17 protein-coding genes are annotated in these 17969 nt (G+C 44.1%); 10 read left to right on the top strand and 7 right to left on the bottom strand.

Features of this window, described 5'->3' with window-relative positions; translation table 11 throughout:
* Nucleotides 1-100: 100 nt before the first annotated feature.
* Both cmk and lon read right to left on the bottom strand, forming a co-directional pair.
* Nucleotides 101-793, bottom strand: a complete 693-nt coding sequence (cmk, locus tag A7D14_RS16655; RefSeq protein ID WP_067037177.1) for a (d)CMP kinase — start codon at nucleotides 791-793, stop codon at nucleotides 101-103.
* A gap of 99 nt (nucleotides 794-892) precedes the next feature.
* Nucleotides 893-3343 carry an endopeptidase La gene (gene lon, locus A7D14_RS16660; RefSeq protein WP_067037178.1) on the bottom strand — a complete coding sequence of 817 codons (2451 nt, stop codon included), beginning with the start codon at nucleotides 3341-3343 and terminating at the stop codon, nucleotides 893-895.
* 386 nt (nucleotides 3344-3729) lie between these two features.
* Between lon and A7D14_RS16665 the strand changes: the two genes are divergently transcribed.
* Genes A7D14_RS16665 through A7D14_RS16680 form a run of 4 tightly spaced genes read left to right on the top strand, consistent with a single transcriptional unit; the run spans nucleotide 3730 to nucleotide 6675 of the window.
* The gene (locus tag A7D14_RS16665) at nucleotides 3730-4287 is read left to right on the top strand and encodes an RNA polymerase sigma factor (protein ID WP_067037179.1); all 558 of its coding nucleotides are present in this window, start codon (nucleotides 3730-3732) and stop codon (nucleotides 4285-4287) included.
* 2 nt (nucleotides 4288-4289) lie between these two features.
* Nucleotides 4290-4850, top strand: coding sequence for a hypothetical protein (locus A7D14_RS16670; protein WP_067037180.1), 561 nt, complete (start codon nucleotides 4290-4292; stop codon nucleotides 4848-4850).
* A complete protein-coding gene (locus A7D14_RS16675) occupies nucleotides 4831-5922 on the top strand; it encodes a hypothetical protein (protein ID WP_067037181.1) in 1092 nt (363 codons plus the stop codon). The genes A7D14_RS16670 and A7D14_RS16675 overlap by 20 nt, the downstream gene beginning before the upstream one ends.
* Nucleotides 5923-5949: 27 nt before the next feature.
* Nucleotides 5950-6675 carry a head GIN domain-containing protein gene (locus tag A7D14_RS16680; protein ID WP_067037183.1) on the top strand — a complete coding sequence of 242 codons (726 nt, stop codon included), beginning with the start codon at nucleotides 5950-5952 and terminating at the stop codon, nucleotides 6673-6675.
* Nucleotides 6676-6743: 68 nt separating this feature from the next.
* Here A7D14_RS16680 and A7D14_RS16685 read toward each other — a convergent pair whose 3' ends face one another.
* From A7D14_RS16685 to glgB, 4 genes are all read right to left on the bottom strand, one after another.
* Nucleotides 6744-8066, bottom strand: a complete 1323-nt coding sequence (locus tag A7D14_RS16685; protein WP_067037185.1) for an MFS transporter — start codon at nucleotides 8064-8066, stop codon at nucleotides 6744-6746.
* A gap of 97 nt (nucleotides 8067-8163) precedes the next feature.
* Nucleotides 8164-8973, bottom strand: a complete 810-nt coding sequence (locus A7D14_RS16690) for a M48 family metallopeptidase (RefSeq protein ID WP_067037187.1) — start codon at nucleotides 8971-8973, stop codon at nucleotides 8164-8166.
* 42 nt (nucleotides 8974-9015) lie between these two features.
* Entirely contained in the window at nucleotides 9016-11415 is a 2400-nt protein-coding gene (locus tag A7D14_RS16695; RefSeq protein WP_067037188.1) for a glycoside hydrolase family 31 protein, read from the bottom strand.
* A gap of 96 nt (nucleotides 11416-11511) precedes the next feature.
* The gene (glgB, locus tag A7D14_RS16700; RefSeq protein WP_067037189.1) at nucleotides 11512-13407 is read right to left on the bottom strand and encodes a 1,4-alpha-glucan branching protein GlgB; all 1896 of its coding nucleotides are present in this window, start codon (nucleotides 13405-13407) and stop codon (nucleotides 11512-11514) included.
* A 132-nt stretch (nucleotides 13408-13539) separates the two neighbouring features.
* On the opposite strand from glgB, the gene A7D14_RS16705 reads away from it, so the two are divergent.
* From A7D14_RS16705 to A7D14_RS16730, 6 genes are all read left to right on the top strand, one after another.
* Nucleotides 13540-14145, top strand: coding sequence for a collagen-like protein (locus A7D14_RS16705; RefSeq protein ID WP_255307482.1), 606 nt, complete (start codon nucleotides 13540-13542; stop codon nucleotides 14143-14145).
* A gap of 115 nt (nucleotides 14146-14260) precedes the next feature.
* Nucleotides 14261-14746, top strand: a complete 486-nt coding sequence (gene msrB / locus A7D14_RS16710) for a peptide-methionine (R)-S-oxide reductase MsrB (protein WP_067037191.1) — start codon at nucleotides 14261-14263, stop codon at nucleotides 14744-14746.
* 20 nt (nucleotides 14747-14766) lie between these two features.
* Nucleotides 14767-15177: a peptide-methionine (R)-S-oxide reductase MsrB gene (gene msrB / locus A7D14_RS16715; RefSeq protein WP_067037193.1), complete on the top strand. Its 411-nt coding sequence runs from the start codon at nucleotides 14767-14769 to the stop codon at nucleotides 15175-15177.
* Nucleotides 15174-15710, top strand: a complete 537-nt coding sequence (locus A7D14_RS16720) for a DUF1572 family protein (RefSeq protein ID WP_067037194.1) — start codon at nucleotides 15174-15176, stop codon at nucleotides 15708-15710. The genes msrB (A7D14_RS16715) and A7D14_RS16720 overlap by 4 nt, the downstream gene beginning before the upstream one ends.
* A 123-nt stretch (nucleotides 15711-15833) precedes the next feature.
* Nucleotides 15834-17225 (top strand): dihydrolipoyl dehydrogenase, encoded by a 1392-nt coding sequence (gene lpdA, locus A7D14_RS16725; protein WP_067037195.1) that lies wholly within the window; start codon nucleotides 15834-15836, stop codon nucleotides 17223-17225.
* A gap of 7 nt (nucleotides 17226-17232) precedes the next feature.
* Nucleotides 17233-17514 (top strand): DUF3817 domain-containing protein, encoded by a 282-nt coding sequence (locus tag A7D14_RS16730; protein ID WP_067037196.1) that lies wholly within the window; start codon nucleotides 17233-17235, stop codon nucleotides 17512-17514.
* On the opposite strand, the gene aroQ is transcribed toward A7D14_RS16730, so the two are convergent.
* Entirely contained in the window at nucleotides 17506-17922 is a 417-nt protein-coding gene (aroQ, locus tag A7D14_RS16735; RefSeq protein WP_067037197.1) for a type II 3-dehydroquinate dehydratase, read from the bottom strand. The two genes, A7D14_RS16730 and aroQ, sit on opposite strands and share 9 nt — an antisense overlap.
* Nucleotides 17923-17969: the final 47 nt, after the last annotated feature.

The raw sequence follows: 17969 nt of genomic DNA on the forward strand, positions 1-17969 counted from the left end.
GAAGAATTCAAGTATATACTCTAAAATTTAATGAATACCTAGAACTAAAAAGCAGTAATTAATTTGTATAGATTAATACCATTAAGAACTCTACCCCTTATCACCCCTCCCTCGCAATCACCCGTTTGGCAAACTCATGGATACGCTCAAACTGTTCTTCCAATCCCATATCGCCATTGTCAAACTCAATGGCATCCTTGGCCTTGCGCAAGGGTGAGATGGTGCGGGTGGAATCTATCCGGTCCCGTTCCTCCACATTTTTCAACACTTCGGCAAAAGTGACCTTCTCCCCTTTGTCCAACAATTCTTTATAGCGCCGGGTGGCCCTGATTTCTGGAGAGGCGGTCATAAACAATTTCAGTTCGGCATCCGGAAAAACCACCGTGCCAATATCCCTGCCGTCCATGACAATGCCCTTGTCCTTGCCCATTTTTTGCTGCATTTCCACCAGTTTGGTCCTTACCTCACCAATCGATGCCACCTTACTCACCTGCCGGGAAACCCGCATCGTCCGGATTTCCTGCTCCACGTTTTCTCCGTTCAAAAACATTTCAGAACGACCTGTTTCTTTGTTCGGCACAAACTTTAGTTTGATTTTTGGCAACTGTTTCACCAAGGCAGGAATGTCATCCTGAGTCCCGATAAACCCATTGTCCAAAGCATAAAGGGTAACGGCCCGGTACATGGCCCCAGTGTCCACATAAACATAGTTTAAGGCTGCGGCCAAACGCTTTGCTATCGTACTTTTTCCAGTTGAAGAATAGCCATCAACGGCAATTGTGATTTTTCCCATTGGTTAAAAATAGGAATAACGCCCCGAATTTCCCACTTCGACTTCACTGAGTGCAAGCTCACAAGGGATCCTTTCTTAATGCATATTTTATCAAAAAAATTATAGGGTCTTGGCGTTTTTCACTTTTCTGTCCGTAACGGCAATGTCAATCACCTCGCTCATATCGGTCACGTAGTGGAACGTCAATCCTTTCAGATATTCCTCCTTAATTTCCTCAATGTCCTTGCGATTGTCCGCGCAGAGAATAATTTCCTTGATTCGGGCACGTTTTGCGGCCAAAATCTTCTCTTTGATTCCCCCCACGGGCAACACTTTGCCCCGAAGGGTGATCTCCCCGGTCATGGCCACACTTTTCTTCACCTTACGTTGTGTGAACAGGGACACCAAAGACGTCAGCATGGTGATCCCCGCACTGGGCCCATCTTTGGGTGTGGCACCTTCGGGCACGTGAATATGCACATTGTATTTGTCGAACACTTCTGGGTCAATACCAAAGGTATCGGCATTGGATTTGATATATTCCATGGCAATGGTGGCGGATTCCTTCATCACTTTTCCAAGGTTACCCGTAATATTAAGGGTTCCTTTTCCTTTGGAAAGAATGGACTCGATAAACAGAATATCGCCTCCCACACTGGTCCAAGCCAGTCCGGTGACCACACCGGCGACTTCGTTGTGCTCATACTTGTCTCGCTCCAATCGGGCCGGACCGAGGATTTTTTCAATATCCTCATTGGTGATCTTGATGTTGTACTCCTCCTCCATCGCAATGGATTTGGCGGCAAAACGAACCACTTTGGCAATTTGTTTCTCCAAGCCACGCACTCCAGATTCCCGAGTATAGCCTTCCACGATTTTCTCCAACTGACGCTTGCCAATTTTTAAATCTTTAGCGGAAAGGCCGTGTTCCTTTAATTGTTTTGGAAGCAGGTGCCGTTTGGCAATCTCCACTTTTTCCTCGATGGTATAGCCCGTTACATTGATGATTTCCATCCGATCCCGAAGGGCGGGTTGGATGGTGGACAGGTTATTGGCCGTGGCAATGAACATCACTTTGGACAGATCATAGCCCATTTCCAAGAAATTGTCATGGAAGTCACTGTTCTGTTCAGGGTCCAAAACCTCCAACATGGCAGAAGATGGGTCTCCCTGATGGCTGTTGGACAATTTATCGATCTCGTCCAAGATGAAAACGGGATTGGACGTGCCTGCTTTTTTCAAGCTCTGTACAATTCGCCCGGGCATGGCACCGATATAGGTTTTTCGGTGTCCGCGGATTTCGGCTTCGTCACGCAATCCACCCAGGGACATACGCACGTATTCCCTGCCCAAGGCTTCGGCCACCGATTTCCCCAAGGAAGTTTTACCAACCCCAGGAGGGCCATACAGACAAAGGATGGGCGATTTCATATCGTTCCGTAGCTTCAGTACGGCCAAGTACTCAATGATCCTTCGTTTTACATCTTCAAGTCCATAATGATCTCGATCCAAGATTTGTTCGGCGCGTTTTAGGTCGAATTTATCCTTTGAATATTCGTTCCAAGGCAAATCCAAAATCAAATCCAAATAGTTACGCTGAATGGAATACTCGGCGACTTGGGGATTCATACGCTGCATTTTGCCAAGCTCTCGCTCAAAATGCTCCTCAACTTTCTTGCTCCATTTTTTCTTTTTGGCGCGCTCGCGCATTTCATCCACTTCCTGCTCGTAAGACATGCCGCCCAGCTCTTCCTGGATGGTCTTCATCTGCTGGTGGAGGAAATATTCCCGCTGTTGCTGGTCCATGTCACTTCGTACCTTGGACTGGATGTCATTTTTCAGTTCCAACCGTTGCAGTTCCATGTTCATGTACCGCAGGGTGGTCAAGGCGCGTTCCTGCAAGTTGGGAATTTCCAAAAGTTGCTGTTTCTCGGCAACACTCAGGTTAAGGTTGGAGGACACAAAATTGATCAGGAACGAATTGCTCTGAATATTCCTTATAGCAAATGTGGCCTCACTTGGAATATTGGGGTTATCCTTAATGATCTTAAAGGCCAACTCCTTAATAGAGTCAATAATGGCCTCAAATTCCTCACCTGTTTCATCGGGCCGAATTTCTTTTGCCTCCTTTACTGTAGCCGTTAAATATGGTTTTTCGGAAACGATGCTTTCAATCTGAAACCGTTTTTTTCCCTGAATGATGACGGTAGTGTTCCCATCGGGCATTTGAAGCACCCGTAAGATCCGGGCAACGGTACCCAAGGTATTGATATCGTCCACCCCAGGATTTTCGGTTTCCTCATCTTTTTGGGAGACCACACCAATGGTCTTGGAGCCATTATTGGCATCCTTGATCAGGTTGATGGATTTATCCCTCCCGGCCGTGATGGGTATCACCACTCCCGGAAAAAGTACCGTGTTTCGTAACGGTAATATTGGCAGAACCTGTGGTAGGCTCTCTTTGTTCATTTGTTCTTCATCTTCCGGCGTGAGCAACGGTATCAGCTCCGCATCCTCATCCAGGCCTTGAAAATCTATATTGTCAAAACTTGATATTTTCATGTTTCCCATATCGTCATATCGGTCATTTTGTCAGAAACAACAAAATTCGACCTTATTATATTAAACCAAAAGCCATTACAACTCCCTCAAAATCAATATACGCAAGGGGTATTGGGCTTATTTACACCCATAAGAAGGCAATTCCTATGCCAATAAAAGAATTTCTTGAAACTAACTATCCCCATATCAAGTGAAGGAGCAATATGCTAGTTTCATTTTGATCAATAGGTCAAAACCGAAATTCTTTTATTCAGATTCCCTTTCACGGGAATGACAATTTCATCGGAAACCTCGCAGTAAGCTGTGAGGAATTCTTTTTGATTAAAATTTAAATTTTAAGAAAAAAGTGTAACAATTGATAAATTCACCCCTCTATAAGACAAATCAATCATTTTTTGAGCCACCAAAATGAACATATTGATGCACTGCTAAGATCGTGCATGCAGGGAAAACAAAGTGCACAGTTGGAGGTTTACAATCGCTATTACAAAGCTATGTACAACACAGCGTTTCGGATTGTAAAAGACTCCGCCGAAGCAGAAGATGTAATGCAGGAATCGTTTTTGAACGCGTTTACGAAACTGCACACATTTAAAGGGGAGGTTGCCTTTGGCGCATGGTTGAAGCGGATTGTGATCAACAACAGTATCCATCATTACAAAAAACAGCAAAAAAGAAGGGCTGTGGACTTGGATGAAATAATGTACAAGGTCGAAGATAATGATGAAGTTGATTTGAATCAGAATGGTTTTACGGAACTGAAGGCTCAAAAAGTGATGGAGACCATGAAAAGTTTGAAAGACAACTACAGAGTTTCTTTGACCTTACATTTAATTGAAGGATACGATTACGAAGAAATAAGTGAAATAATGAACATTAGTTATGCCAATTGCAGAACTACAATTTCCAGGGCCAAGGAAAGCCTTAGAAAAAAATTGACATTAAGTATTTGATCATGAAGGAAGATAAATTAGATCAATTGTTTGACAGGCTTCAAGGGCAGTTTGACCTTGAAGAACCACAACCGGGGCACCAAGACCGCTTCTTGGAGAAGCTGAACCAATCCAGTGGCACTGTTTCCATCCACAGGAAAAAGACAAGCTGGTGGAAATCCCTGTCCATTGCCGTCTCTATTGCTGTCGTTGGTATACTGGCCTTCCAATATTTGGGCACGGGCCAGAGTCTGGAGCAACAGGTTGTTGAAATTTCCCCGGAAGTGTCCCAAACCGAGTTCTACTTTGCCAACCTGATTGAAGAGCAGGTAACCCTGTTAAAGAACCAAAAATCACCTGAAACAGCACAATTGGTGGATGACACCTTGTTGCAATTGAAAAAGTTGGAAAAGGATTATAAAAGCTTGGAGCGGGATCTTGTCAACGGTGGTGACAGTAAAATCATCCTAAACGCCATGATCTTCAATTTCCAGACCCGAATCGATCTTTTAAAAGATGTTTTGAGCCAAGTAGAAAATATTAAAAATTTAAAATCATACAATGATGAAAACATTACTATATAAAAGTTTCCTTTTGGCCTTAACGCTCCTACCCCTTACGCTGAGCGCACATACCGATGGTATGGATGGCAAGTATACCAAGGAGAAAACCATAAAGCGGGATTTCAATGTAAATTCCGATGCGTTGTTCAAGGTGGACAACAGCTATGGCAACCTCAACATCACCTCCTGGAACGAAAATAGGGTTGTGATCGAGGTGCACATCAAGGCCAATGGCAATGATGAAGATCGTGTACAGGAACGTTTGAACGAGATTGATGTTGATTTTGAGAACAACCCCGGTATGGTGTCCGCCAGAACCCTTTTTGGAGACCGCGGCAATAGTTGGGGATGGAACTGGGGCAAACACAGGAACATCAATGTACAGGTAAACTACACGATCAAACTGCCGGTGAAAAACAATATTAACCTCAGCAATGACTATGGAAGCATCTTTTTGGACCGTATTGACGGCCATGCCAAAATTAAATGCGACTATGGTAAAATTGATGCCGGGGAACTTCGCGGACGAAACAATGAGCTTAAGTTCGATTATACCTCTAAATCTCATTTTGGCTATATAAATAGTGGGGAAATTGTAGCCGATTATTCCGGTTTTACTATTGAAAAAGCTGGAAACCTCACTATAAAGGCAGATTATACCAACGCCGTGATCGAGGAAATGGATAATTTGGAATACACCAGCGATTATGGTTCCCTTGAGGCCCATAACGTAAAAAATGTGAATGGAACTGGGGATTACATCGGCGTGAAACTGGGAACGGTACACGGCAACGTTAGCATATCCAGTGATTATGGTTCACTACGAATTGACCAATTGGCCCCAGATGCCGGGAATGTGGAGATCAGAACAGACTACACCGGGATAAAAATCGGGTATCATCCTGAGTACTACTTTGATTTTGAAATTATTGCGGAATATGCCGGGGTAAGCGGAAAGGACGATTTTGAAATCAGCATCAGCAAGGAAAAAAACAGTGAAAAATATTACAAAGGGTATTACGGAAAAGAAAACTCCGGCAATAGGGTAAGCATCACCACAGACTACGGAGGCATTACATTTTATAAAAACTGAATCATATCAAAAAACAAACACAAGATCATGAAAAAAATTATCACAATGGCCTTGGCACTCTGCACTGTGGCCATAACCAATGCCCAATGGGGCAAAAGAATTAAGGGAGATGGCAATGTTGTAACCATAGAGCGTTCGGTTGGCGATTACGACGGCGTAGCACTGGCCGGTTGGTTCGATGTTGATTTGGTAGGTGGAAAAGAAGGTGAACTCACTCTGGAAGGCGAATCCAATCTTTTGGAATATGTAAAGACAGAGGTGAAAAACGGAACCTTGGTAATAAAGGTTGAAAAAGGGGTCAATCTCAGACCCTCAAGCTGGGGCAAGGGAATCCATATTACCGTTCCCGTTGAGTCCATTAGCGAAGTCTCCCTCTCCGGCTCTGGTGATATTGCAGGGCAAACCACAATCAAATCCAACAGCTTTAGTGCTCGCATTGCAGGGTCTGGCGACATGGCTCTTATGGTTGAGGCGGAACGTGTAGAAGCCGCTCTATCTGGATCTGGAGACATTACCCTTTCAGGAAGGACCACCGATTTTGATGTACAGGTGTCAGGGTCTGGCGATATTAAGGCCTATGAATTAGAGGCTGAACACGTAACCGCTGCGGTATCAGGATCTGCCGACATCAAAGTCACCGCCAACCAATCCATAGATGCCCGGGTCTCTGGGTCCGGGGACATCCATTACCGTGGCAATCCAAAGAAAATCAACAGTAAATCCTCGGGTTCTGGAGATATTACCAGAGGATAAAAGGAGTTTATCACTACCAATCAAAAAACGAAAAGCCTCGGTAAGCAGCCGGGGCTTTTTTTTATATCCTATTCTTTATTGTTCACCCTGGCCAAAAGAAATATTCCCGCCAAAAAGAAAAGTCCTAAAAAGATGGTGCTGTTCCGCATACTTCCAGTAAGTTGCGCCACCGCACCGTACAGGAACGTACCGATGATGATCCCTATTTTTTCCGCCACATCATAAAAACTGAAGAATGAGGTGGTATCGGTGGTCTCCGGTAAAAATTTGGAATAGGTAGATCGTGACAGGGCCTGAATACCACCCATAACAAGCCCCACAAAACCTGCGGCAATATAAAAATCCGTTGGTGTCTGTAAAAAGTAGGCATATACACACAGCATTACCCAAATACAATTTATGACGATCAAGGTCCTGATGTTTCCATAACTACTGGAGGCCTTTGCCGTAAGTGTCGCTCCCAAAATGGCCACAATTTGAATGACCAAGATGCTTATGATCAGTCCCGTGGTTCGTTCAGTATCTGACCCCCAGGCTATTTCTTCTTCGCCAAAATAGGTGGCGATCAGCATAATGGTCTGTACCGCCATGCTGTATACAAAAAAAGCGACCAAATACTGTTTTAATCGGGTTTCAGATTCCAGTTGTTTCCAAACACTTTTGAGTTCACGAAAGCCATTCAGAATGATGTTTTTTCGTTCTCCTTCACGTTTATACCCTTTGGGTAGATGGGCAAAGGTGTATTGACTGAAAAGAATCCACCAAATTCCAACAGAAATGAAAGAGTATTTCATGGCCTTGATTTCGGCTACCTCTCCCCCACTATCGGTAATACCAAAGGTATCGGGCTGCATCACCATGGCCAAGTTGAACACCAATAAAATTACACTGCCAACGTACCCCAAAGAAAAGCCTTTGGCACTGATGCCATCTTGCTGCTCGGGATAGGCAATATCCGGCAAATACGAATTATTAATGGCAAAACTGACCCAAAACCCGACCAAACCAAAGAAATAACATATCAACCCAAAATAGATGTTCTCCAAAGAGAACCAATACAGACCAATGCAGGAAAGTGCCCCCAAATAGCAGAAAAATTTGAGAAAAATCTTCTTGTTTCCCATATAATCTGCAATCCCAGATACCAGAGGGGTCACTACGGCAATAAAGACAAAGGCCAAGGATGTTACATAGCTGATCAAGGGGGCCCGGGCTATTTCCCCGCCAAATACGGTTACTTTTTCAATACCGGCCACACGAAATAAAGCGCCATAAAAAATAGGAAAGACCGCTGAGGAAATGACCAAACTGTAGACCGAGTTGGCCCAATCGTAAAACGCCCAAGCATTCAATAGTTTTTTACTTCCTTTTAGTGCCAGTACTTGTGCCATGGTGGTTGGTTAAAATGAAAATGTCATTTTGAACTTTTAATGAAAATAAATTTCACGCTGGCTCAAAATGACATTTTTGGTTTTGTTAAATCCCAATTTATTTGAATGATGTTACCCCAAATTTACGGGCTTCTTGTTTTGCGGCCGGTGCCCAAGCCGTTAAATTACTGATACGGGTATCATTTGAAGGGTGTGTGCTCAAAAATTCGGGCGGTGTCTGCCCCCCTGATTGGGCTTTCATGCGTTGCCAAAGCTTCGCTGCCTCATCGGGGTTATAGCCTGCAATGGCCATGATCTGCAACCCAATCCGGTCTGCCTCTGTCTCGTGGCTTCTGCTAAAAGGCAACATTACCCCAACGGTTGAGCCCAATCCATAGGCTTGGTTGAACATATTTCTTTTCTCTGGATCTTGGATGGCCACATTGCCTGCCACTGCCCCAATTTGTTGCAGCATTCCTGCGCTCATACGCTGCGCCCCATGATCGGCCAAGGCGTGGGCCACTTCATGCCCCATGACCACTGCAATCCCGGCTTCATTTTGGGTTATGGGCAAAATACCGGTATAGAAAACAATTTTACCACCGGGCATACACCAAGCGTTCACCGTCTCATCATCCACCAAATTGTACTCCCATTTATAATCCTTTAAATAGCCCGGATATCCATTGGCATCAAGCCATCGTTCCGCTGCTGAAGCAATTCGCTGCCCCACTCTTGTGATCATTTGGGCATCGGATGTTCCTGTTATTACTTTATTATCACCCAAAAATTCATCATATTGGGCAAATGCCATGGGAAAAATTTGACTATTGGGATAAAAATTGAGCGTACTTTTCCCCGTAAACGGATTTGTTTTGCATGCGGCCACGGCCAAGAACACCGCAATTACCAAAATCAACCTTTTCATACCTAAGTTTTAATAGTGTTTAGCTTTAGGAAATTTACAAAATTATTTTCCAAAAATATGGAGCTCCGTAAAATCCTTACTTACCTCAATGGAGTTGCCCCCGTTCAATTTAATGTCCTTTGGATCAACCTCTTCATTGTCCAGTTCCACCATTCCGATGTCAAATGGCAAACCGTGAAAATGAAGTTGGAATTTATCATAGGGCGTAATAAAATTACCGTCCTTGAACTGTTGGATGATCAATTCGTTCTCCTTACCGCGCAACCTAAAGTTTCTTAGGCTGAAACGTCCTTTCTTATAGTCATACCCGTCTTGCTGATCTTCGTATACGCTGGAATTTTCCAAACCTTCCTTGTAGTAGACATCAATGCGCAATTCCTTGATTTCTTTTTCCCCCACATATTGTTGAACGGGATATTTGGGTACCATGGCCCCTTCTTTAACGAACAATGGTATCTTTTCGATTTCGGCGGGCACCCATTTTTCCAAGCCTCCGGTGATGACCTCATCCGTCCAATAGCTATACCACTTGCCCCTTGGGAAATACATTCTTCTACCATGCGCATTGGGCTCTTGAACCGGACAGACCAACATTTGCTCGCCAAATAAAAATTCATCGGTCCTGAAATGGGTCTGGGTATCCTCTTGATCATAAAAAACCAACGACTGAAGCATGGGTGTTCCTTCTTTTATATACTTGTAGAACATGGTATACAAATAAGGCAAGAGCTGATACCTTAACTCGATATATTTCCTGACAATGTTTGTTATTTCATCTCCAAAAGACCACGGCTCTTGATCCCCATGATCTCCACTGGAATGTACCCGGCAAAATGGGTGGAAAATGGCCAATTGCATCCATCTGGCAAACAGTTCTCCATTAGGTTGCTCTGCAAAACCTCCAATATCGGAACCTACAAACGAATATCCACTCATGCACATACGTTGCATCTGTACGTTGGCGATCCATAAATGTTCCCAGGTTGCCACATTGTCACCTGTCCATGTGGCGCAATAGCGCTGTGTCCCGGAATAAGCGGCCCGGGTAAGCACAAAAGGTCTTCTTGGAAAGGTGAATTTTTTTATGCCCTCGTAAGTGGCACGCACCATTTGCATGCCATACACATTATGGGCTTTTCTATGGCTACAAGGATGACCATCATAATCATGGCGAACATCCAGATTGGCAGTCTTGGAAGGGACCTCCATAACGGCGGGTTCGTTCATGTCGTTCCAAACGCCTCTTACTCCCATATCGGCAATCATCTCTTTGTACAGTCCCGCCCACCATTCACGTACTTCAGGGTCGGTGAAATCCGGGAACTTGCATTCTCCCGGCCAAACTTTTCCCTTAAAATGGGGGCCATCGGCCCGTCTACAGAAATAACCATGGTCCATGGCTTGCTGGTACACCCAATAATCGCGATCTATTTTTATTCCGGGGTCGATCATGGTAATGACCTTAAAGCCGTCCTCTTCCATTTCCTCGACCATTTTTTTGGGATTGGGGAAATAACGATTGTTCCAGGTAAAGCATCGAAACCCCTCCATGTAATCGATATCCAAATAAATGGCATCGCAGGGTATTTTCAGTTTCCTAAAAGTGGAGGCTATTTTCTTGACCTTTCTCTCAGGGTAATAGCTCCATTTGGATTGATGGAATCCCAGTGCCCATAACGGGGGAAGTTCGGGCACACCGGTCAAGTCTGTATACGCTTCCACCACCTGGCTCATTTTTGGGCCATAGAAGAAGTAATAGTTCATCTCTCCCCCATCTGCCCAAAAACTGGTCACATTTCTTTTCTCGTTGGCAAAATCAAAATAGGTACTGAAAGAATTGTCAAAAAATACACCGTAGGCAATACTTTCTTTGAGACCTACATAAAAAGGAATGGCCTTGTACAAAGGTTCCTGATCCTTTCCATAAGCATAGGAATCGGTTACCCAATTGTTTACCCGTTTGCCCTTTAAATTGGTGTGCGAAGCCTTATCTCCCATTCCGTAATAACTTTCACCGGAATGGCAGGTCTTGCTCATTTTTACAACATTGCCCCCGTAATCGTAATTCTCCTCCCAATGAAAGCCCAATTCATCTTCCAAAATCACCGTATCTTCCAAATCCGCAATCTGGACCTTAAGGTCTGTTTTGCTGATATAGATCTTTATCTTGGAAGTGGTCACGACATATTCCGGGATTTCTTCCTTTACGGTAAGTATGTTGTAACCCAAACTCACATCTTCACTGATGGCATAGGAAAAGTCGGGCTCAAAGACGTATTCGGTGGCATATCTGAATCGGACTGCACTATCGCGCAATATGGTAATCTGTAAAATTACCCCATTCTGTGTTGTAAAATATAGCTTGTCGTTTTCCTGTTTGAAATCGACTATATGATTGGGATGTTGGTTCCCTCTTTTTTCAATTTCCGTGTTGGTAATCATAGCTGGCTATTCAGACTGACAAAAGAAATACTTTAGCATGACAAATTAAAAAGATGTTTTGAACAACAACCTAACTACAACGATGTAGTGACTCCATTATTTGTAGACGACCACCGCTAAAGGGGGCAATGTCATCACCACCGATTGTGGATGTCCATTCCATGCTGTTTTTGACGGTTTTATTGTTTTCTTGCCCATACCGCTACCGGAATATTTGGTATCGTCACTGTTGAAAACCAATTTCAGTTGGGTGCTCTTGGGGACACCAACCCTATAATTTTCGCGGGGTACGGGTGTAAAATTACAGGCTATGATCAAATCGTCCTTGGGGTTGTTGCCCTTTCTAATGTAAGTGACCACCGTATTCTCCCTATCGTTGTACTCAATCCATTGAAAACCTTCGGGATTGAATTGTTTCTCGTACAATGCCGGATTGGTTTTATACAGCTTGTTAAGATCCTTGATAACTTCTTGTATCCCAGCATGGAAATCGTATTGCGTAAGGTGCCAATTTAAGCTTTCCTGAAAATTCCACTCCGAGGATTGTCCAAACTCACCCCCCATAAATAATAAGTTGCCCCCGGGGTGGGTGAACATATATCCAAACAAAAGTCTAAGGTTGGCAAAACGCTGCCATTCATCGCCTGGCATACGGTAGAGCAGGGATTGTTTTCCGTAGACCACCTCATCATGCGAAAACGGCAACATAAAGTTTTCGGTAAAGGCGTAGGTCATGCTAAACGTAATGTCGTTAAGGTCGTAGGATCGGTGTATCGGTTCTTTTTTAAAGAATTCCAAGGTATCGTGCATCCACCCCATCATCCATTTCATTCCAAAGCCCAGTCCACCAAAATGTACCGGTTTGGTAACTCCATTGAACGCCGTTGATTCCTCCGCAATGGTCTGTACGCCTTTAAAACTGGCGTAGACTTCTTTGTTCATCTCCCTAAGAAACGACAAGGCTTCCAAATTCTCATTGTTGCCATACATATTGGGTTCCCACTCGCCATCCTCACGCGAATAATCCAGATACAACATGGAGGCCACGGCATCCACCCGAAGTCCATCCACGTGGTATTGGTCCAGCCAAAAAATGGCATTACTGATCAAAAAGGCCCTGACCTCATTCCTTCCATAATTGAAAATCAAACTTTTCCAATCAGGGTGGTACCCCCTTCTTCGGTCTGGGTGTTCGTAGAGGTGCGACCCGTCAAAAAAGCCAAGGCCGTGGGCATCTTCCGGGAAATGGGACGGCACCCAATCCAAAATGACCCCAATTCCTTTTTGGTGGAACTTGTCCACCAACACCTTAAAATCCTCTGGTTTTCCAAACCGTGACGTTGGGGCAAAATATCCTGTGATCTGGTATCCCCAAGAGGGATCGTATGGATATTCCATGACCGGCATGAACTCTACATGGGTGAATCCCATTTTATCAACGTAATCCACCAACTCGTCAGCCATTTCAAGATAGGTAAGGGATTCCCACCCATTTTTCTTCTTCCAAGAGCTCAAATGCACTTCATAGACCGAATAGGGTCTGTCCAATCCATTTTTTTCCTCCCGGGTCTCCATCCATTTTGCATCCTTCCAGTTGTATGGAGCATCCCAGACCAATGAAGCTGTATTGGGGGGTTGTTCACAAAATCGGCCAAATGGGTCGGCTTTTTCGGTCCAGATACCATTATTGTGCGATTGGATCTTGTATTTGTACTTGGTTCCTTTGTCCACACCGGGAATAAAGCCTTCCCAAATACCGCTGGCATCCCAGCGTACATGTAGTTCATGCTCGCCGGCATTCCAGTAATTAAAATCGCCGATTACGGAAACAGATTTGGCCGATGGGGCCCAAACCGCAAAGTAGGTGCCCTTTACCCCATCCACTTCCGTAAGGTGGGAACCCAATTTATCATAAAGCCGAAAATGTTTTCCCGCCTTAAAAAGGTTAATATCAAATTCAGTAAACAAACTATGGGTAACTACCTTGGACATAAACTATATTTAGCATTTACAATATAACACATCTTTATCCAAGAATACGATTTTCAGCCATTCCTTTCAAATAAAATTGAGTTCTTTTGAAAAAATGGAATGCTTTTTGATTTTTACTGAAAAACAGACAAAATGAAAACAAATCCAAAATCCAAAATCATGAATAAATTCAACATTTTTATCGGAGCATTGCTCGTATTGTTCACCGTTGCCTGTGAAGGCCCAGCAGGACCTCCGGGACCTCCCGGATTTGACGGACTTGACGGTCTCGATGGAGCTGATGGCATCCAAGGGCAGGTAGTGGAAGTGGAAGGCGTCAACTTTGGGTATGACGGCGATGCCAACCTTTTCAGTACTTTGATCAATTTTAGCGATGTCACCGACTTTGAAGTTTTTGAAGCCGATGCCGTTTTGGTGTATCGTTGGGCCGGTACGGTAGGTTTACAGGATGGTAGCGATGCCGATCTTTGGAGCCAGCTTCCACAAAACTTCTTTCTTCCCGAAGGCACCATACAATACGTGTTTGAACACACTTTTGTGGACGTGGAACTTTTCATTGAGGGGAATTTTGATCTCTCTACCATAAGCACTGATTTTACGGATGACCAAATCTTCCGGATTGTGTTTGTACCCAGTGTTTTTGCCAATTCGTCCAAAATGGACACCTCCAATATTGAAAACGTGATGTCCGCTTTGGGCATTGAGGAAAATCAGGTACAGAAACTTGATTTGAATTAAAATCTCTTTCAATCATATACAAGAAGTCCCAAAGGTTTCCTCTGGGACTTTTCTTTTTTGGTATTTTTGAAAGGATAGGCTAAAAACCACGTCTATTGTATAAAACGAAGAAGAAATGGGAAAAAAATTGCTTTTGATCGTGCTTTTGGCCTTTGTGGGCTGTAAGGGCACATCACAAGAAGAGAAAAAGGAAACCAAAAAAGAAACTGCCTACAAAGTCACCAAAACCGATGCGGAATGGAAGGCCGAACTTACGGACATGGAATACTATGTCCTTAGAAAGGCAGCCACCGAAAATGCATTTACCAGTGACCTTTTGGACAACAAACAAAAAGGGACCTATGTTTGCGCTGGATGTGGAACGCCCGTGTTCCGAAGTGAGCACAAGTTTAAATCCGGGACGGGTTGGCCCAGTTTTGACCGGGAAATTGAGGGCAATGTCGCCTATGATGTGGACTATAAAATAGGAGTGGCCCGTACCGAGGAACATTGTGCTACCTGCGGTGGGCATTTGGGGCATGTTTTCAACGATGGTCCGAGTGAAACCACCGGAAAACGCCACTGCATCAACGGGGTTGCACTGGATTTTATCCCTGACTAAAACTTACACTAAACGCCGCTATGACCAAAAAATACGATATTCAAAAAACCGAGGAGGAGTGGCAAAAAGAACTCTCCCCAGAAGAATACTATGTGTTGCGCCAGAAAGGTACGGAGCGTCCCTTCACTGGACAGTACAACCTGCATTTTGAAGATGGCGACTACCACTGCAAAGCCTGTAATGCCAAACTTTTTGAAAGCGAACACAAGTTTGAAAGCGGCTGTGGATGGCCTTCTTTTGATCAAGCTGTGGAAGGTGCCATTGAATATATCAGGGATACCACACATGGAATGATCCGTACCGAAACCGGCTGTGCCAACTGTGGAAGTCATTTGGGACATGTTTTTAACGATGGCCCGAGGGAAACTACCGGACAACGGTATTGCATCAACTCGGTAAGTATTGGCTTTGATCCAGAGAGCACCGAATGAACTTTCAAGAAAACTATCTTTCCAATATAAAATTTGAGTTTCATCGGTATAAAACCATGGGCGACAATACGTTTGCCCAATTGACCGATGATGATATCCAACGGACCTATTCAGAAACGGACAATTCCATTGCCATCATTGTAAAACATATGGTGGGAAATATGTTGAGCCGATGGACCAATTTTTTGACCGAGGACGGTGAAAAACCGTGGCGGGACCGGGAAATGGAATTTGAAGCCCCCTACGCCACCAAAAATGAAATGATCGTTGCTTGGGAAAAAGGCTGGAACTGCCTGTTTGATGCTTTGGAAAGCATCAATCCATCAAATTTTGATACCAAAATCAAAATCAGGGATGAAGAGCACACCGTAATTGAAGCCGTTAATCGGCAATTGGCCCATTATGCCAGCCATGTAGGGCAGTTGGTTTTTATCGGAAAAATGCTAAAAGGCACCCGCTGGAAATCACTTTCCATTCCAAAAGGAGACTCCGATGCCTTTAATCAAAAGATGTTTGGCAAGGACAAAAACTGATTTCACAAAAAAGGGTGCTTTTTGACTTTCTTGGACTTGGGATTTGGGAATTGAATTCCGTACTTTTGCACCTGCCCGCTCTAAAGCAGGCTTCAAATCTGAACAACTAAAAATCAAGATCTAATGAGCAAGTTCGATATAATCGTTTTGGGAAGTGGTCCCGGTGGATATGTAACCGCAATCAGAGCCTCACAACTTGGATTCAAAACAGCCCTTGTTGAGAAAGAAAGTTTAGGTGGTGTTTGTCTCAATTGGGGGTGCATCCCTACCAAGGCCCTTTTAAAATCCGCTCAGGTTTTTGAATATTTGAAGCATGCCGAGGATTACGGTTTGAGTGCCGAAAATGTGGAGCATGATTTTGGTGCCGTCGTCAAAAGAAGCCGTGGTGTAGCGGAAGGAATGAGCAAAGGTGTTCAATTCCTCATGAAAAAGAACAAGATTGAAGTCCTTAATGGCTTTGGAAAAGTGCAGCCCGGCAAAAAAGTGTTGGTAAAAGGAGAACATGGCGATACCGCCGAATATACAGCTGACCATATCATTATTGCCACTGGCGCACGAAGCCGTGAATTACCAAGTCTACCCCAAGATGGTAAAAAAGTGATTGGCTACAGAGAGGCCATGTCGCTTGAAAAACAACCCAAGAAAATGATCGTGGTAGGTAGTGGTGCCATTGGTATCGAATTTGCCTATTTCTACAATTCCATGGGAACCGAGGTGACCGTGGTGGAATATTTACCCAATATTGTTCCTGTTGAGGACGAGGACGTTTCCAAACAATTGGAGCGCAGTTTTAAAAAAGCTGGTGTAAAAATCATGACCTCTGCGGAAGTCACCAAAGTGGACACTTCCGGTGATGGCGTAAAGGCCACCGTAAAAACATCAAAAGGTGAAGAGGTTCTGGAAGCTGATATTGTGCTTTCAGCCGTGGGCATCAAGACCAATATTGAAAACATTGGGTTGGAAGATGTTGGAATCGCTGTTGACCGTGACAAAATCTTGGTGAACGATTACTATCAGACCAACATTCCCGGCTATTATGCGATTGGTGATGTTACTCCAGGCCAGGCACTGGCCCACGTAGCTTCCGCCGAGGGTATTTTGTGTGTTGAGAAAATTGCGGGCATGCATGTGGAACCGCTCGATTATGGCAACATTCCAGGGTGTACCTATTGCATTCCTGAAGTGGCTTCCGTTGGATTGACCGAAAAACAGGCCAAGGAAAAAGGATACGATATAAAAGTGGGCAAATTCCCATTTTCTGTCAGTGGAAAAGCCAAAGCTGCCGGGACCCCTGAAGGCTTTGTAAAAGTGATTTTTGATGCCAAATATGGTGAGTGGCTGGGATGCCACATGATCGGGGTTGGTGTTACGGATATGATCGCAGAAGCCGTGGTGGCCAGAAAATTGGAAACTACAGGACATGAAGTACTGAAGGCCGTTCACCCACACCCTACCATGAGCGAAGCGGTTATGGAAGCGGTTGCGGATGCCTATGATGAAGTAATCCACCTATAACCAAACTATGCTAAAACTTTTCAGGGCCACTGCTATTCTAGAGGGAATTTCCTATTTGTTGTTGTTTGGCATGACCATGCCATTAAAACATTGGGCCGATATCCCCGAACCCAACAAGATTGTTGGTTATGCCCATGGAATTCTTTTCATACTGTACGTGGTAGTAGCCGTTGTGTTTTGTTGGGAACACAAATGGAGCATTAAAAGGTTCATTATTCTTTTTGTAGCTTCCCTTTTGCCCTTCGGGACATTCTATGCGGATAAAAAATATTTGAGTCCCTCAGCTTAAAAAACTTTGGATGGCCAAGTCATAGCTTTGTAGCCCAAAGCCTAAAATGACACCTTTCGCCACCGGGGATATGTACGAAACATGGCGGTATTCTTCCCGTTGATGGGTATTTGAAATATGCACTTCAATAACAGGAGTGGTCACTGCTTTTATGGCATCGCCAATACCTACCGAGGTATGGGTATAGGCCGCAGCGTTCAAAATAATACCATCATAATCAAACCCAACTTCCTGTATCTTTTGAATGAGTTCCCCCTCTATATTGGATTGAAAGTACTCTAGTTCCACTTGTGGGAACTTTTTTTTCAATTCTGCAAAGTATTCCTCAAAAGTGGTGTTCCCGTAGACTTCGGGTTCCCGTTTGCCCAACAAGTTTAAATTGGGCCCATTGATGATCATTAGTTTCATGGGGCTAAAAATACAATAAAAAGAAAAGGGCGGTATATGCCGCCCCT

Origin of the sequence: Allomuricauda sp. CP2A (assembly GCF_001683915.1) — a bacterium.
In the GTDB taxonomy this organism is placed as follows: Bacteria; Bacteroidota; Bacteroidia; order Flavobacteriales; family Flavobacteriaceae; genus Flagellimonas.

What these genes read in the sequence shown, in the direction of transcription:
- glgB (WP_067037189.1), bottom strand. Translation starts at nt 13,407, where the DNA reads ATGTCCAAGGTAGTTACCCATAGTTTGTTTACTGAATTTGATATTAAC.
- A7D14_RS16690 (WP_067037187.1), bottom strand. Translation starts at nt 8,973, where the DNA reads ATGAAAAGGTTGATTTTGGTAATTGCGGTGTTCTTGGCCGTGGCCGCA.
- aroQ (WP_067037197.1), bottom strand. Translation starts at nt 17,922, where the DNA reads ATGAAACTAATGATCATCAATGGGCCCAATTTAAACTTGTTGGGCAAA.
- A7D14_RS16730 (WP_067037196.1), top strand. Translation starts at nt 17,233, where the DNA reads ATGCTAAAACTTTTCAGGGCCACTGCTATTCTAGAGGGAATTTCCTAT.
- lpdA (WP_067037195.1), top strand. Translation starts at nt 15,834, where the DNA reads ATGAGCAAGTTCGATATAATCGTTTTGGGAAGTGGTCCCGGTGGATAT.
- cmk (WP_067037177.1), bottom strand. Translation starts at nt 793, where the DNA reads ATGGGAAAAATCACAATTGCCGTTGATGGCTATTCTTCAACTGGAAAA.
- A7D14_RS16685 (WP_067037185.1), bottom strand. Translation starts at nt 8,066, where the DNA reads ATGGCACAAGTACTGGCACTAAAAGGAAGTAAAAAACTATTGAATGCT.
- A7D14_RS16670 (WP_067037180.1), top strand. Translation starts at nt 4,290, where the DNA reads ATGAAGGAAGATAAATTAGATCAATTGTTTGACAGGCTTCAAGGGCAG.
- A7D14_RS16680 (WP_067037183.1), top strand. Translation starts at nt 5,950, where the DNA reads ATGAAAAAAATTATCACAATGGCCTTGGCACTCTGCACTGTGGCCATA.
- msrB (WP_067037193.1), top strand. Translation starts at nt 14,767, where the DNA reads ATGACCAAAAAATACGATATTCAAAAAACCGAGGAGGAGTGGCAAAAA.
- A7D14_RS16695 (WP_067037188.1), bottom strand. Translation starts at nt 11,415, where the DNA reads ATGATTACCAACACGGAAATTGAAAAAAGAGGGAACCAACATCCCAAT.
- lon (WP_067037178.1), bottom strand. Translation starts at nt 3,343, where the DNA reads ATGGGAAACATGAAAATATCAAGTTTTGACAATATAGATTTTCAAGGC.
- msrB (WP_067037191.1), top strand. Translation starts at nt 14,261, where the DNA reads ATGGGAAAAAAATTGCTTTTGATCGTGCTTTTGGCCTTTGTGGGCTGT.
- A7D14_RS16705 (WP_255307482.1), top strand. Translation starts at nt 13,540, where the DNA reads ATGAAAACAAATCCAAAATCCAAAATCATGAATAAATTCAACATTTTT.
- A7D14_RS16675 (WP_067037181.1), top strand. Translation starts at nt 4,831, where the DNA reads ATGAAAACATTACTATATAAAAGTTTCCTTTTGGCCTTAACGCTCCTA.
- A7D14_RS16720 (WP_067037194.1), top strand. Translation starts at nt 15,174, where the DNA reads ATGAACTTTCAAGAAAACTATCTTTCCAATATAAAATTTGAGTTTCAT.